The 13,752-nt window shown below is 67.5% G+C and carries 13 protein-coding genes; 5 read left to right on the top strand and 8 right to left on the bottom strand.

Annotated features, from left to right (window positions below; translation table 11 throughout):
• The 3 genes from ACKOB8_RS07050 to ACKOB8_RS07040 form a co-directional block, all read left to right on the top strand.
• A partial coding sequence (locus tag ACKOB8_RS07050; RefSeq protein ID WP_526376504.1) for a 2-oxo acid dehydrogenase subunit E2 occupies positions 1 to 681 on the top strand: 681 nt, incomplete at its 5' end.
• 35 nt (positions 682 to 716) lie between these two features.
• Positions 717 to 959: an acyl carrier protein gene (locus ACKOB8_RS07045; protein WP_526376503.1), complete on the top strand. Its 243-nt coding sequence runs from the start codon at positions 717 to 719 to the stop codon at positions 957 to 959.
• 51 nt (positions 960 to 1,010) lie between these two features.
• The gene (locus tag ACKOB8_RS07040; RefSeq protein WP_526376502.1) at positions 1,011 to 1,913 is read left to right on the top strand and encodes an aldose 1-epimerase; all 903 of its coding nucleotides are present in this window, start codon (positions 1,011 to 1,013) and stop codon (positions 1,911 to 1,913) included.
• Here the strand turns inward: ACKOB8_RS07040 and ACKOB8_RS07035 are convergent.
• Genes ACKOB8_RS07035 through dnaK form a run of 4 tightly spaced genes read right to left on the bottom strand, consistent with a single transcriptional unit; the run spans position 1,910 to position 5,923 of the window.
• Complete coding sequence (locus ACKOB8_RS07035) at positions 1,910 to 2,275, bottom strand: heat shock protein transcriptional repressor HspR (protein ID WP_526376501.1); 366 nt, start codon at positions 2,273 to 2,275, stop codon at positions 1,910 to 1,912. The two genes, ACKOB8_RS07040 and ACKOB8_RS07035, sit on opposite strands and share 4 nt — an antisense overlap.
• Complete coding sequence (gene dnaJ / locus ACKOB8_RS07030) at positions 2,272 to 3,453, bottom strand: molecular chaperone DnaJ (RefSeq protein WP_526376500.1); 1,182 nt, start codon at positions 3,451 to 3,453, stop codon at positions 2,272 to 2,274. Before dnaJ ends, ACKOB8_RS07035 begins: the two co-directional genes overlap by 4 nt.
• A gap of 20 nt (positions 3,454 to 3,473) precedes the next feature.
• A complete protein-coding gene (grpE, locus tag ACKOB8_RS07025) occupies positions 3,474 to 4,061 on the bottom strand; it encodes a nucleotide exchange factor GrpE (RefSeq protein ID WP_526376499.1) in 588 nt (195 codons plus the stop codon).
• Complete coding sequence (dnaK, locus tag ACKOB8_RS07020; protein ID WP_526376498.1) at positions 4,058 to 5,923, bottom strand: molecular chaperone DnaK; 1,866 nt, start codon at positions 5,921 to 5,923, stop codon at positions 4,058 to 4,060. The genes grpE and dnaK overlap by 4 nt, the downstream gene beginning before the upstream one ends.
• A gap of 262 nt (positions 5,924 to 6,185) precedes the next feature.
• Between dnaK and ACKOB8_RS07015 the strand changes: the two genes are divergently transcribed.
• The gene (locus ACKOB8_RS07015) at positions 6,186 to 7,556 is read left to right on the top strand and encodes an HNH endonuclease signature motif containing protein (protein ID WP_526376497.1); all 1,371 of its coding nucleotides are present in this window, start codon (positions 6,186 to 6,188) and stop codon (positions 7,554 to 7,556) included.
• On the opposite strand, the gene ACKOB8_RS07010 is transcribed toward ACKOB8_RS07015, so the two are convergent.
• The gene (locus ACKOB8_RS07010) at positions 7,524 to 8,585 is read right to left on the bottom strand and encodes a VIT1/CCC1 transporter family protein (RefSeq protein ID WP_526376496.1); all 1,062 of its coding nucleotides are present in this window, start codon (positions 8,583 to 8,585) and stop codon (positions 7,524 to 7,526) included. The genes ACKOB8_RS07015 and ACKOB8_RS07010 overlap by 33 nt on opposite strands.
• Positions 8,582 to 9,202 carry a DsbA family oxidoreductase gene (locus ACKOB8_RS07005; RefSeq protein ID WP_526376495.1) on the bottom strand — a complete coding sequence of 207 codons (621 nt, stop codon included), beginning with the start codon at positions 9,200 to 9,202 and terminating at the stop codon, positions 8,582 to 8,584. Before ACKOB8_RS07005 ends, ACKOB8_RS07010 begins: the two co-directional genes overlap by 4 nt.
• Positions 9,203 to 9,237: 35 nt before the next feature.
• Here ACKOB8_RS07005 and ACKOB8_RS07000 point away from each other — a divergent pair, with 35 nt between their 5' ends.
• Positions 9,238 to 10,587, top strand: coding sequence for a dicarboxylate/amino acid:cation symporter (locus ACKOB8_RS07000; RefSeq protein ID WP_526376494.1), 1,350 nt, complete (start codon positions 9,238 to 9,240; stop codon positions 10,585 to 10,587).
• A gap of 60 nt (positions 10,588 to 10,647) precedes the next feature.
• Here ACKOB8_RS07000 and ACKOB8_RS06995 read toward each other — a convergent pair whose 3' ends face one another.
• A complete protein-coding gene (locus ACKOB8_RS06995; RefSeq protein WP_526376493.1) occupies positions 10,648 to 12,342 on the bottom strand; it encodes a hypothetical protein in 1,695 nt (564 codons plus the stop codon).
• Positions 12,343 to 12,346: 4 nt separating this feature from the next.
• Positions 12,347 to 13,752, bottom strand: a 1,406-nt coding sequence (locus tag ACKOB8_RS06990) for a hypothetical protein (RefSeq protein WP_526376492.1), incomplete at its 5' end; no start/stop codon positions are given.

Here is a 13,752-nt window from a genome sequence, read left to right as displayed (position 1 = left end):
CGCGGTGCGGCCATGCGGGTATCGATCGCCGCGGCAATGAGCCGCTCCAAACGGGAGATCCCGCACTACTACCTGGCCGACGAGGTCGTCCTCGACAGCACCCTGGGCTGGCTTGCCGAACAGAACGCCGGGCGCCCGATCACCGAGCGGCTGCTGGCGGCCGTGCTGCAACTCAAGGCGGTCGCGCTGGCCGCGGAACGCTTCACCGAGTTCAACGGCTTCTGGCAGGAGGCGCCGGGCGAGCAGGGCGGATTCCACGCGGGCACCGGAGTCCATGTGGGAGTGGCGATCTCGCTGCGTGGCGGCGGTCTGGTCGCACCGGCCATCCACGACGTGTCGGAGAAGAAGCTGCCCGAGCTGATGGCCGACCTCACCGACCTGGTCGCCCGGGCGCGGGCCGGTTCACTGCGCAGCTCGGAGATGAGCGATCCGACGATCACGGTGACCAACCTCGGCGACAAGGGCGTCGACTCGGTCTTCGGGGTGATCTACCCCCCGCAGGTGGCGCTGGTCGGCTTCGGCAGGCCGGCCCAGCGGGTGGTGGTCGTCGACGGCGGCATCCGGGTGGCCACGACGGTGGTCACCAGCCTGGCCGCCGACCACCGGGCCAGCGACGGCCACCGGGGCGCGCTGTTTCTGGCCGAAATCAACCGGCTGCTGCAGCAGCCCGGCGAGCTGTAGAGAGCCCCGCAGTGATCCCGGAAAGGAAGCAGCAGGTGAGCAGAACGGACATCCGCGCCGGGGTGGTCGCGGAACTGACGGCGATCGCCCCCGAGGTCGACGAGGCCGAGATCAGCGACACCGAGCTGTTGCGCGACCAGGTGGATCTGGACTCGATGGACTGGCTCAACTTCCTGGTCCGGTTGCACAAGCGCTTCGAGGTCGACATCCCCGAGTCGCACTACGCATCGCTGCGCACCGTGGACGACCTGACCGCCTACATCGACCAGCACCGCTGACTTTGGTCAACCCCGGATCGGTCGCAGGGCCGTTCGTGGCAGAATCCGACCATGGCCCAGCTGCCCTCGGTGGTCCTCAAGGACCCGGATTCCACGCTCACGGCGACCTTCGTGCCGTCGGCGGGCATGATCTGCACGTCGCTCTCGGACGGCGGCGTGGAACTGCTGGGCCAGCGGCGTGGGCTGAGCGCCTATCTGACCACCGGCAAGACGATGGGCATCCCGATCCTCTACCCGTGGGCGAACCGGCTCAGCGCTAACGGCTATGGCGTCGACGGCGGCGCGGTCACGTTGACCCCCGGCGTCGGGGGGGTGCGCTCCGACGAGCACGGCCTGGTGATCCACGGTGTGCTTGCCGCCTATCCGGGGTGGTTGGTCACCGAGCAGGAGGACAACCGGTTCATCGCCGACCTGGACTACGGCGGCCAGCCGCGACTGCTGTGCAGCTTCCCGTTCCCGCACGTGGTGACGCTCGACATCGTCCTGGCCAACCGCGCGCTGTCGATCGAGACGACGGTGACACCGACCACCTCGGCCTCGGTGCCGCTGTGCTTCGGCTACCACCCGTACCTGACCATTCCCGGCGTGCCCCGGTCCCAGTGGCGGCTGCAGACACCACCCATGCGCCGCCTTCCGGTGGACAACTGGGGCATCCCCACCGGGGCGACCGAGGACTGGGCGGCGCGCTCCGAGGAGCTCGGCGACGAGGCTGTGGACAGCGGGTTCGACGAGGTGCCGCAGGGCGCGGTGTTCACCCTCTCCGGCGGTGACCGGCGCATCGACGTGGTCCTCGACCACGGCTACCCGGCCGTGCAGATCTTCGCCCCGGGCAACGACGACGTGGTGTGCGTCGAGCCGATGGCGGCTCCCACCAACGCTCTGCGCAAGGGCGGCTTCAACGTGGCGGTGCCGGGTCGGCCGGCGTCGGCAAAATTCACCATCAGGGTGGGTTAGCGGCGCGGCTGCCAGACCATCACGGCGGTGTTCTTGGGCACCACCGCAATGTCGCGCCGCGGCATGCTCCTGGCCAGTTCGTCGACAAGCTCGCGGATGCGGCTCTGCAGCGCCTCGACCTGATTGGTCAGCTCGATGATCCGTTTGATGCCCGCGAGGTTCACGCCCTCGTCCTGGGAGAGCCGCTGCACTTCGCGGAGCAGTTCGACGTCGCGTTCGGAGTAGCGCCGCCCGCCGCCGGCGCTGCGCTGCGGGGTGACCAGACCGAGCCGGTCGTAGGTGCGCAGGGTCTGGGCGTGCATCCCGGCCAACTCGGCCGCCACCGAGATCAGGAACGTGCGCGCCTCGTCCGGGGCACTCATGACCGGTTACCCGACCACCCGGCGCGCGGGTCGAAGCCGCTGGCACGTTCGGCGGCGGCGTAGCTTTCCAGGGCCTCCAGCGCCTCACCCTCCAGGCTGGGTGGCACCGCCACCTTGACGGTCACCAGAAGATCACCCTGACCGCCGCTGCGCTTGGGCACGCCGCGCCCGCGCACCCGCAGGATCCTCCCGTCGGCGGTGCCCTTGGGCACCTTCACACCGACCTTCCCGTCGAGAGTCGGCACGGAAAGCGTTGTGCCCAAGGCGAGTTCGGTGAAACTGACCGGAACCGTCACGGTCAGGTCGTCCCCGTCCCGGCCGAAAACTTTGTCCGGGCGCACGTGCACGGTGACGTAGAGGTCTCCCGACGGAGCGCCACGCAGTCCGGCCTCACCCTGGCCGGCCAGCCGGATGCGCTGGCCGTCCTCGACTCCCGGCGGGATCCGCACGTTGATGGTCCGGGTCCGGGTGGTGACGCCGGTACCGCGGCAGTCGTCACAGGGGTGTTCGATGATCGAGCCACTGCCCTTACAGTCGGTGCACGGCTCGGAGAATCCGAACGCCCCCTGGTTGCGGTTGACCACACCGGCGCCGTTGCAGCTGGCGCACACCTTCGGGCTGGTGCCGGGTCGGGCTCCGCTTCCGTGACAGTTGGTGCACGGCGCCGGACTGGTCAGCCGAAGCGGCATGGCCACTCCCTTGGTGGCCTCGAGGAAGTCCAGCTCGGTTTCGGTTTCGAGATCCTTGCCACGGCGCGGCCGGCTGGTCCGCGGTTGGGCGCCGCGGCCGAACAAGCCCCCGAAGAGGTCACCGATGTTCGCGCCGCCGTCCTGCCCGGCCTGGCCGAACAGGTCGTTGAGGTTGAAACCGCCGCCATCCTGATAGGTGCTGTAGCCGCCACCGCCGCCGCCACCGCCGAAGCGACGGCCGAAGCCGCCGCCGGCGAACATCCGCCGGGTCTCGTCGTACTCCTTGCGCTTGGCCGGGTCGGTGAGGACGTCCTTGGCCTCACCGATCTCCTTGTAGCGCTCCTCCGCCGCCGGGTTGTTCGGATTGCGGTCGGGATGGTTCTCCGCCATCAGTTTGCGTGCGACGCGCTTGATCTCATCTTCTTTGGCGTCCGAGGAGACGCCGAGCACCTTGTAGAAGTCCTTCTCAACCCATTCGCGTTGAACCATGTGGCGTCACCTCCTCCGGCCTACTGATCTGATTCTGCGGTCTCGCTCGCCTCGACGGTCTCGACCACGCCGACGAGGGCATGGCGCAGCACCTGCTCGCCGAGCCGATACCCCTTGCGCATGACACGGCCGATCACCAACTGGTCGGAACCGGCGTCGCCCTCGTGCTGCACGGCCTCGTGCAGCACGGGGTCGAACGCCTCACCCTCGGTGCCGAACTCGGCAAGACCGAGCCCGGTCAGCACGCCGGTGAGTTTGTCGGCAACCGCCTTGAGCGGGCCGGTGTCCAGATCGCCGTGGCTACGGGCCCGCTCGAGGTCATCGAGCACGCCCAGCAGCTGGCTGAGAACCACGGCCTTGGCCCGCTCGGCGGCGACCTCGTGGTCCCGCAGCGCGCGCTTGCGGTAGTTGGCGAAGTCGGCCTGTACCCGCTGCAGATCGGCGAGGAGTTCAGCGGCCTTGTCGGCCTCCTCCGGCGATTCGCCCGCGAACGCCCTCGGCGCCGGCCCACCGGCGTCGCGAACGGCGCCGGTCTGCGGGTCGATGCGACGCTTGTCGGTCACGGTCACCGGTTCGTCGCGATCGCGGTCGCGGTCCGACTCGGTCACCTGGTCTCCTGATCGTCCTCGACCACCTCGGCGTCGACCACGTCGTCGGCTCCCGATCCGCCCGCGTCACCGCCCGCGGATGCCTGCTCGGCCTGCGCGGCCTCGTAGATGGCCTGACCCAGCGCCTGGGACTCGGTGCCCAGCTTCTCCATCGCGGACTTGATCGCCCCGATGTCCGAGCCGTTCAGGGCCGTCTTGGCCTCGTCGATCGCCGCGTCGATCTTGGCCAGCGCATCCTCGGGCACCTTTGATCCGCCCCCGCCTTCCTGGCCGGCCTCACGCTGTTCTTTCACGAACTTCTCGGTCTGGTAGACCAGCGACTCGGCTTGGTTGCGAACGTCGGCTTCCTCGCGCCGCTTGCGGTCCTCGTCGGCATGCGCCTCGGCGTCCTTGATCATCCGGTCGATCTCGTCCTTGGACAGGCCCGAGCCCTCCTGGATCTTGATCGTGTTCTCCTTGCCGGTGCCCTTGTCCTTGGCCGTGACGTGCACGATGCCGTTGGCGTCGATGTCGAAGGTGACCTCGATCTGCGGCACTCCGCGCGGAGCCGGCGGGATGCCGGTCAACTCGAAGCTGCCGAGCAGCTTGTTGTGCGCCGCGATCTCGCGCTCACCCTGATACACCTGGATCTGTACCGACGGCTGATTGTCGTCGGCGGTGGTGAAGGTCTCCGAGCGCTTGGTCGGAATCGTGGTGTTTCGCTCGATGAGCTTGGTCATCACTCCACCCTTGGTCTCGATGCCGAGACTCAGCGGTGTGACGTCAAGCAGCAGAACGTCTTTCACCTCACCCTTGAGCACACCGGCCTGCAGGGCCGCACCAACCGCCACCACCTCGTCGGGGTTGACGCCCTTGTTGGGCTCCTTGCCGCCGGTGAGTTCCTTGACCAGATCGGTCACGGCGGGCATCCGGGTGGAACCACCCACCAGCACCACATGGTCGATGTCGGACACCGGGATACCGGCGTCCTTGATCACCTGCTGGAAGGGAGCCCTGGTGCGATCCAGCAGATCCTGCGTGATCTTCTGGAACTCCGAGCGCGTCAGCTGCTCATCGAGGAACAGCGGGTTCTTGTCGGCGTCGACGGTGATGTAGGGCAGGTTGATCGACGTGGACTGGCTCGAGCTCAGCTCGATCTTGGCCTTCTCGGCCGCCTCGCGCAGTCGCTGCATCGCCATCTTGTCCTTGGTCAGATCGATGCCGGCGCTGGCCTTGAACTTGTCGACCAGCCACTCGACGATCCGGTCGTCCCAGTCGTCACCGCCGAGGTGGTTGTCGCCGGAGGTCGCCCGGACCTCGACCACGCCCTCGCCGATCTCCAGCAGCGACACGTCGAAGGTGCCCCCGCCGAGGTCGAAGACCAGGATGGTCTGTTCCTTGCTGCCCTTGTCCAGTCCGTAGGCCAGAGCGGCCGCGGTGGGCTCGTTGACGATGCGCAAGACGTTGAGGCCCGCGATCTGGCCGGCCTCCTTGGTGGCCTGGCGCTGGGCGTCGTTGAAGTACGCGGGCACGGTGATGACCGCGTCGGTGATGTCCTCGCCGAGGTAGCTCTCCGCGTCGCGCTTGAGCTTCTGCAGGATGCGCGCGCTGATCTCCTGGGCGGTGTAGTTCTTCCCGTCGATCTCCACCGACCAGTCGGTGCCCATGTGCCGCTTGACCGACCGGATGGTGCGGTCGACGTTGGTCACCGCCTGGTTTTTGGCGGGCTGTCCCACCAGCACCTCGCCATTACGTGCAAAGGCGACCACCGAGGGGGTGGTTCGCGATCCCTCGGAGTTGGCGACGACGACGGGGTCGCCGCCCTCCAGGACCGCGACCACAGAGTTGGTGGTCCCGAGGTCGATGCCGACCGCACGAGCCATGTGAATTTCCTCCTGTAAGCAGTTACCGATACAAAACCACTCAAGCCACTCAAGTCTGAGCGGGGTTTGAGTAACCCCGGCTCAAGCCTGCTCTGCGCTGACACTGTGTGTCAACTCAGAGTTGAGCCTAAGTCACTCAATACAACGCGTTCAACCTGGCGGTCGTGGGGTTTGTTCCCCAGATCCGCGTTTATCCACAACCTGGCTGCTCAACGCTGGTCGAACGCGGTCACTGCCGGTAGCCCCGGCCTATTATTCGAACATGAGTTCTATCACGGGCAGGCGCGCTGCGGCCGCCGTCGACGCCGCTCTGGAGGCCCTCGGCGCGATCGACGCCGATGCCCTGGCGGTGGGCGAGCTGCTGGAGATGGTGCAGTCCGTGGAGACCAGCCGGCGGCGGCTGACCGCCCTGGCCGCAGATCTGGCCGCCGCGGTGGACCGGCGGGACCGCGCCGAGATCGGCGGTCCGGGATTCCTGGTCGTCGCCGACACCGCCCGGCTCTCCCCTGCCGAGGCCCGCCGCCGCCTGCGCGACTCCGCCCAGTTGCGCGAGCGCACCAGCCTCACGGGAGAGCCGCTGCCCCCCGAACTGCCCGCCACCGCCAAGGCCTGGGACGCCGGCCTGCTCGACGCCGAACACCTGCGCGTGATCCAGAAGTTCCTGCGCGAGCTGCCCGAGGACCTGCATCCCGCCCGGGTCGCCCAGGCCGAGGCGTTCCTCGCCGAGCAAGCCGCCTGCCTGCGGCCCGACCAGTTGCTCAGCCTGGCCGCCGTACTCGCCGACCGCCTCAACCCCGACGGACGGTTCACCGATGCCCACCGAAACCGGCAGCGCGGCTTCACCTGGGGACGCCAACGCCCCGACGGCATGAGCGAGGGGCGCCTCATCGCCACTCCCGAACTGCGGGCCACCGTGGACGCCCTGCTCGCCAAATATGCCGCACCCGGGCGATGCAACCCGGCCGATCCCACCCCCGCCGTCACCTCCGACCCGAGCCCCGAAATCGCCCAGCGTGATCAGCGCTCCCACGCCCAGCGTCAACACGACGCGCTCAATGCCCTGCTGCGCAGCCAACTCGGCAACCCCGCACTCGGCCAGCACAACGGCCTACCGGTCACCATCGTCGCCACCACGACCGTCGAGGAACTCTGCACCGGGGCCGGCGTCGCCTACACCGCGGCCGGCACCCGCCTGCCGATCACCGACCTCATCCGGATGGCCTCGCACGCCTGGCACTATCTGTGCGTCTATCGCAAGCACGACCGCCGCCCGCTCTACCTTGGACGAACGAAGCGCATCGCCTCTGCCGATCAGCGTCTGGTTCTCTACGCGCTCGAGCGCGGCTGCACGTTCCCGGGCTGTGACCGACCGGGGTATCACGCCGAGGTGCACCACAACAGCGACTGGTCCGCAGGGGGCCGCACCGATGTCAGCGACCTCACCCTGGGCTGCCCGCCGCATCACGGACTGGCCACCACCGGTGGCTGGGACACCCGAAGACGCGCCGACGGCGTGACCGAGTGGATCCCTCCGCCGCACCACCCCCACCTCAGAGGCGGCATCAACAACACCCACCACCCCGAGCGGCTGCTGGGCGAGTTATCCGAGCCCGCCGACGAGGAGCCCGAGTAGATAGGTGACGCCGGCCGCGCCGTAGCCGATCGCCAACTGGCGCAACGCCCGTCGCAGCGGCGGTGCACCGGAAAGCAGCCCGACGATGACTCCGGTGACCAGCAGCACTACGCCGACGAGCACGGCGGCGACGACTTCGGCGGTGTTGCCGCTAAGGCCCAACAGATAGGGCAGCACCGGCACCAGTGCCCCGACCGCGAAGAACAGAAAGCTCGACAGCGCGGCCTTCAGTCCGGTGCCGATGGCCGCGTGACGGTCGGCGTCGGTGTCTCCTCGGTGATGCTCGCCGGAACCGCGCAGCACCCCCTCGGCGTGCGCGGCGGCCTCCGCGGCGCTCATCCCCCGGGCGCGGTACACCAGCTCCAATTCGTTGGCGTCGAAGTCCAGCTGGGTCAGCGCGGCACCGACATTCGGGCTGGGCGCCGACGCCTCCAGCAACTCGCGCTGGGAAGAGACCGAGACATACTCCCCTGCGCCCATCGACAGCGCCCCGGCCAGCAGGCCGGCCAACCCGGTCACCAACACGGTGTGATTGGGCACCCCGCTGGCGCTGACTCCCAGGATCAGCGCCAGGTTGCTGACCAGACCGTCGTTGGCGCCGAACACCGCCGCGCGGAAGCTGCCGGACAACCGGTCGCGCCCGCGTGCGGCCAGCGCCCGGATGACCTCCTCGTGGATCTGCTCGTCCGCGGCCATCATCGGAGTGGCATCGGCGTCGTTCTCGTAGCTGGCGCGGGCTTCGAAGCGCTGGACGAGCGCCAGCACGAACACCGATCCGAGATGGCGGGCCAGAAACGCGAGCACCCGGGTGCCCAGATCGGCTCGCCGCGGCGGGCCGGCCCGCTCGCCGAGCAGGTTCAGCCAGTGCTGCTCGTGGCGTTCCTCCGCCGCGGCGATAGCGGAGAGAATCTCCCGTTCCTCCCCGTCGTACTTCGTGGCGAGGTCCCGGTAGACCGCCGCCTCGGCGCGCTCGTTGGCCAGGTGCCGGCGCCAGCGGCGCAGGTCGGATTCGGTCGGAGCGCCGGTCACCGGAACACGCTCTCGACGAACGCCTCGGTTCCCTGCTTCCACGAGACCACGAAGTCGCCCGCCGCGTCGCGGCTGATCGCCAGCCCGGGACAGAGCCAGTTCTCGCCGTCGGAGGTGAAGAAGTGCGGCGAGCCGATGACACCGCGCGCCCTACCCTCGTCCCAGTCGGACCGCACCGCCGCCTCGGTAGCGCCCGCATCGAGGGGCGTGAGGCCGAACCGGGCCGCGATCGGGGCCACCACGTCGCGTCGGCCGATATCGAGACCCTGCTCGAACAGGGCGTCGCGCAGCGCCATGCCGACGTCCTCGATCAGTCCGGCGTCGCCGGTGCGGTCGGCCGCCGCGCTCAGCGCGAACGCCGTCATCGAGGTGCGGGGAAAGGAGTCCACGGAGAACCCCGCGAAGAGGTCGGGCCGCACCGAGGCGCGCAGGGCGACGATCTCCGCGCCGATGTGATGGGGATCAAGCGGCGTGCCGTTGATCAACTCCAGCGGCCAGGCCCGGATCCGCAGCCGCGGCTCGCTGAGCCCGCGCTCGGTGCGCCGGTCGATCAGCGTGTGCAGCCCGACGTGGGTGAACGGGCAGAGCACGTCGGCGAAGACTTCGACGGATCGCATGCGCCGGAGATTACCCGCCTGGTAGGGAACAGGACATGGTCAAAACCGAGGCGCCGCTGACCCGGCGCGACCGCACGCACTGGCTCTACCTGGGTGTCGTCATTGCCGCCGTCGCCGGAGTGGTCGTCGGGCTCGTCGCGCCCGGGGTGGGCACCAGCCTCGGGTTCCTCGGCACACTGTTCGTCAACCTGATCAAGATGATGATCGCGCCGGTGATCTTCTGCACGATCGTGCTCGGCGTCGGTTCGGTTCGCAAGGCTGCCACCGTCGGCAAGGTCGGCGGGCTCGCCTTCGGCTACTTCCTGGTGATGTCCACTCTTGCGCTGACAATCGGGTTGGTGGTCGGCAATCTGCTGCACCCCGGCGACGGCCTGCACCTGACCGAGTCGCTGGCTGGCAAGGGCGCCCAGCTGGCGGAGAAGGCCCCGGCGGCCAGCGGTACCGAATTCCTGCAGAACATCGTCCCGACCTCTCTGCTCTCGGCGCTGACGGCCGGCAACGTCCTGCAGGCGCTGCTGGTCTCGCTGCTGGTCGGGTTCGCCATCCAGGCCCTCGGCGAACGGGGCGAGCCGATGTTGCGGGCCGTCGAGCATCTTCAGCTGCTGGTCTTCAAGATCCTGGCGATGGTGTTGTGGCTGGCCCCGATCGGCGCGTTCGGCGCCCTGGCCAACGTGGTCGCCCAGACCGGCTGGAGCGCGGTGACCAGTCTGCTGACGCTGATGCTGGGGTTCTATCTGACCTGCATCCTGTTCGTGTTCGGCGTGCTCGGCATGCTGCTGCGCGCGGTGTCGAAGGTGTCGATCTTCAGACTGGTCCGCTACCTTGCCCGCGAATACCTTCTCATCTTCGCGACATCGTCGTCGGAGTCCGCTCTGCCGCGACTGATCGCAAAGATGGAACACCTCGGCGTGCAACCGAGCACGGTCGGAGTCGTCGTGCCGACCGGGTATTCGTTCAACCTCGACGGCACTGCCATCTACCTGACGATGGCGTCGCTGTTCATCGCCGAAGCACTCGGCGATCCACTTTCGATCGCCGAGCAGATCGCTCTGCTGGCCTTCATGATCGTGGCGTCCAAGGGGGCGGCCGGCGTGAGCGGCGCCGGTCTGGCGACGCTGGCCGCGGGCCTGCAGGCACACCGGCCGCAGCTGCTCGACGGCGTGGGGCTGATCGTGGGCATCGACAGATTCATGTCCGAGGCGCGGTCGGTGACCAACTTCTCCGGCAACGCCGTGGCCACCCTGCTGGTCGGCTCGTGGACTAAGACCGTGGACCCGGCCAAGGTCGAGGCCGTGCTCAGCGGGCGTGACCCGTTCGACGAGATCACCATGCTCGACGAGCACGGGAAACCCGCGCCGACGCGGCCGGACCCAGCCCCGGACTAGCCCCGGGACTAGCCCCGGGCCTAATCGCGAGCGGATTCAATCTGCGCCCTTTCTCGTGCCCTATTCCTGGGCCTCGTCGGGGGGCTCGACCAACCGGTAGACGCGGTAGCGTTCCTGGCCGTCCGGTCCCGGTGCCGACAACATCAGCACTCCCATCCCGGCGCCCTCATCCCACATGGTCGGATAACGCTTGGTGATCGCATCCGCCGCGACGTTGGTTGCCGGATTGGTCAGGACGATGTAGCGAATTCCTGACTCCCACGGGCGGTTCAGGGCCGAGACGAAGTCGTAGTCGCTGGTTATGACGAACTGCTTGAGGTTGTCCGACGATAACCACAGCCACCAGGTCTGGAATGTGTCCAGAAGTACCGTGCGCGGGGGAAGTTCCTTGGCGTCCAGGTATCCGGCGACCAGACGGTCGTCGATGCCGACCCTTCGATCGAACCGTTGTTCCGGGGGATAGCGGTCCGGTGCGACGAGGGAGGCCACGCCGAGTACCGAGGTTGCACAAACGTTGATGTCGGGGTCCAGCAGCGATTTCGCTGTCACCGGAATTCCGACGAACAGGGATATTCCCAGCATCGCGGCGCCGAGGCGGGTCCACGCGGAGTCGACCCGCCAACGGCCCCGCGACGTATGGCCTGGTGACCAGAGTACGAGCGCAATGACAATCACCATCGGGATGGCCGCCATGAAGTACCGGAACCAGCCGAACGTCGATCCGGTGTACTGACCCCATGCGGCGAAGGCCAGGACGGCACCGAACCCGCCGACGGGCGCCAGTGGGTCGACTCGCCTGATCCAAAAAGATTGTGCTGCAGCAACAATCAGCGCGATGCCGATCAGCGGCTGGATACTGAACAGTCTGTTTGCCAGTAGCGGGCCGTCGGTGTACGCGTTGGTGTATCCCCGCTCGAGGGAGACCGCGATCTGATTCGAATTTCCGTAGTCGGAGGAGATGATCGCGAACGCCTCACCGGTCATGATCCAGCCGGCGGCGGCGAAGAGGACGAAGGTTGCACCGACCGGAAACAGCACCACCATCACGCTGAGTGCGGTCGCGGCCAACCGCTGTGTCTGGATGGTGCGGTGAAAAGTCGTCGCCGCCACCAACGCGCCGGCGCCCGCGCCCGCGATCAGGGTCTCGTAGCGCACCAGATAGCCGACGCTCAGTGCCAGCCCGACCGACGCCAGGTCGAACACCCGCGGCGAGTCGAGCCACCGCAGCAGGTAGCGCACCGCCCACAGGATGCAGAACAGCATCGCGGCTTCGCTCATGCCGGTGCCCGCATAAATGACGATCATCGGATTGAGGGCGAAGCAGGCCACCGCGATCCACTGCCAACCGACCGGCGTAGAACGGTCGATCGCGATCAGCCTGATCAGCACCGCGCAACCAGCTGTAAAGCATGCGCTCTGAACCACTCCCGCCAACCCGTGCGTTCTCAGCTCCGGCCACCAAACGCTCAGCTGGAGCACCGGCATTTCCACAATGCTCGGCAGCGGACCCCATACGAAGCCAATGGCCGAGAGGTGGGGGTCATTGCTCCACAGCGCGTATCCCGCGTTGGCGACGCGACTGATCCCATCGCCTTCGGTGATGTTGTACCTCAGCACCATGACGCAGCCAACCACGGTGTAGACGACGGAGAGCACCGCGAAAAGCCACCAGGAGGTGCCCAGCCGACCGGTCCGTTGGTGGTCGTCGGCCGCCTTATTCTTCGCCGTGTCAGCCTCCTGTATGACCGCGGTCAACTGGCTATTCCTGGGCCTGGCGGGTTTGGCGTCGTCGAATGGTCAGGACGCGGGCGGCCGCGGCAGTGGCTGCCGCCCCAGCCACGATGGTGGCCAGCGCTGTCCACTTCCACCCCTCGCGTCGGATCGTCCGGCCGGGCACCGGCCGATCTGAGCGGATCGTAAGCTCGACGGTCTCGCCGGCCGAACCCGTCGCGACGACGTCGCCGGCCAGCGATGACCAGCCGTTGTCGAGTCGACGGATGTAGTCGAAGGTTTCATCGACGAGCTCGGTGCGGTCGGGAACGTCGATCGCCAGGACCACCCGGCCATCCTGGGCGAATAACTGAACCATGCCCACCGGTCCGTTGAGAACAGTGTTGGTGGCGGTCTCCCCATCGACTCCCACCTGCCCGTCGGCGGTGATCCTCACCGGTGGTTGCATCCCGATCCTTGACATCCCGTCCCCGACGGTCACCGCGAGCAGGCCGAGCTTCTCGGCGGCGCCGTTCTCCAAGCTGCCGAGTTGAGGCCGCAGCAGAGTAGTGGTGCGCTGTGCAATAAGGTTAATTGCCTGGGCGGCGTACCGGATGTACTCCGGACGGTCCACGGCAACATTGAATTCCGGAGTGAATGCCGCCGGCAGTGAGGAGAAACCGCCGGAGCCGACGGCGCCCGGAATGATCTCCACCGTGGACTGGGGATCCAAGGCGAAGGTCATCCGGTCGATGAGCGGTGCGCAGGTGCCGCCACCCGGGAAGTACTGAAGTTCCAGCGCCATGCCGATATCGGACGTGATGGTCTGCGGCGGGATTTCAAATTTCAGATCCAGCTCGCCGGACTGATCCAGACGGCGGGTAGCCAGAATGTAGGAGCCAGACTTGACCAGCAACGACGCTTTGTCGTCACCGGTTGGCGTGTAGCGGGCACGAAGATCGACTGTCGCCTTCATGATCGGCCCGGCTGCGAATGCCGCGCCGTCCACACCGAGATAAGTGGAGCTCGCGCCCGTGAAGGAGTTCGACATCGCGATGCCGAGTTGTTCGAAGGTCATGATGGTGCTGGAGGAACTCAAGGGTACAGTCGCGGATTGCACTACCGCCGAGCCGGTTTGGGCCAGTTCCCGACGACCGTCGACGAACTCAGCGATCTGTTCGACAAGATCGGGTCCCCGGCCGCTGATGGTGAGGACTGCCTCAGGGGTGCCGGGGTTCCGAATCTCGATCCCGTTGGTCTCGCTGTCCCGGATGGCGATGATTCGTCGTGTCAGGGGATCGCCCTTCGGGAGTATGGCCGAGGTGTCGACGTCGATGCGAACGGGCAATGGCGGATAGTTCCGAGTCAGCGTCGCGGTCAGGGTGAGTGCGGCCTGCTGTTGATCCGCGGTCGGTGTCGGGCCGGTCCAGATAGTGACGGCATCAAGGTAGGACG

Source organism: Mycobacterium sp., from assembly GCF_046091765.1.
Taxonomy (GTDB): domain Bacteria; phylum Actinomycetota; class Actinomycetes; order Mycobacteriales; family Mycobacteriaceae; genus Mycobacterium.
This window is presented reverse-complemented; position numbering and strand designations above follow the sequence as displayed.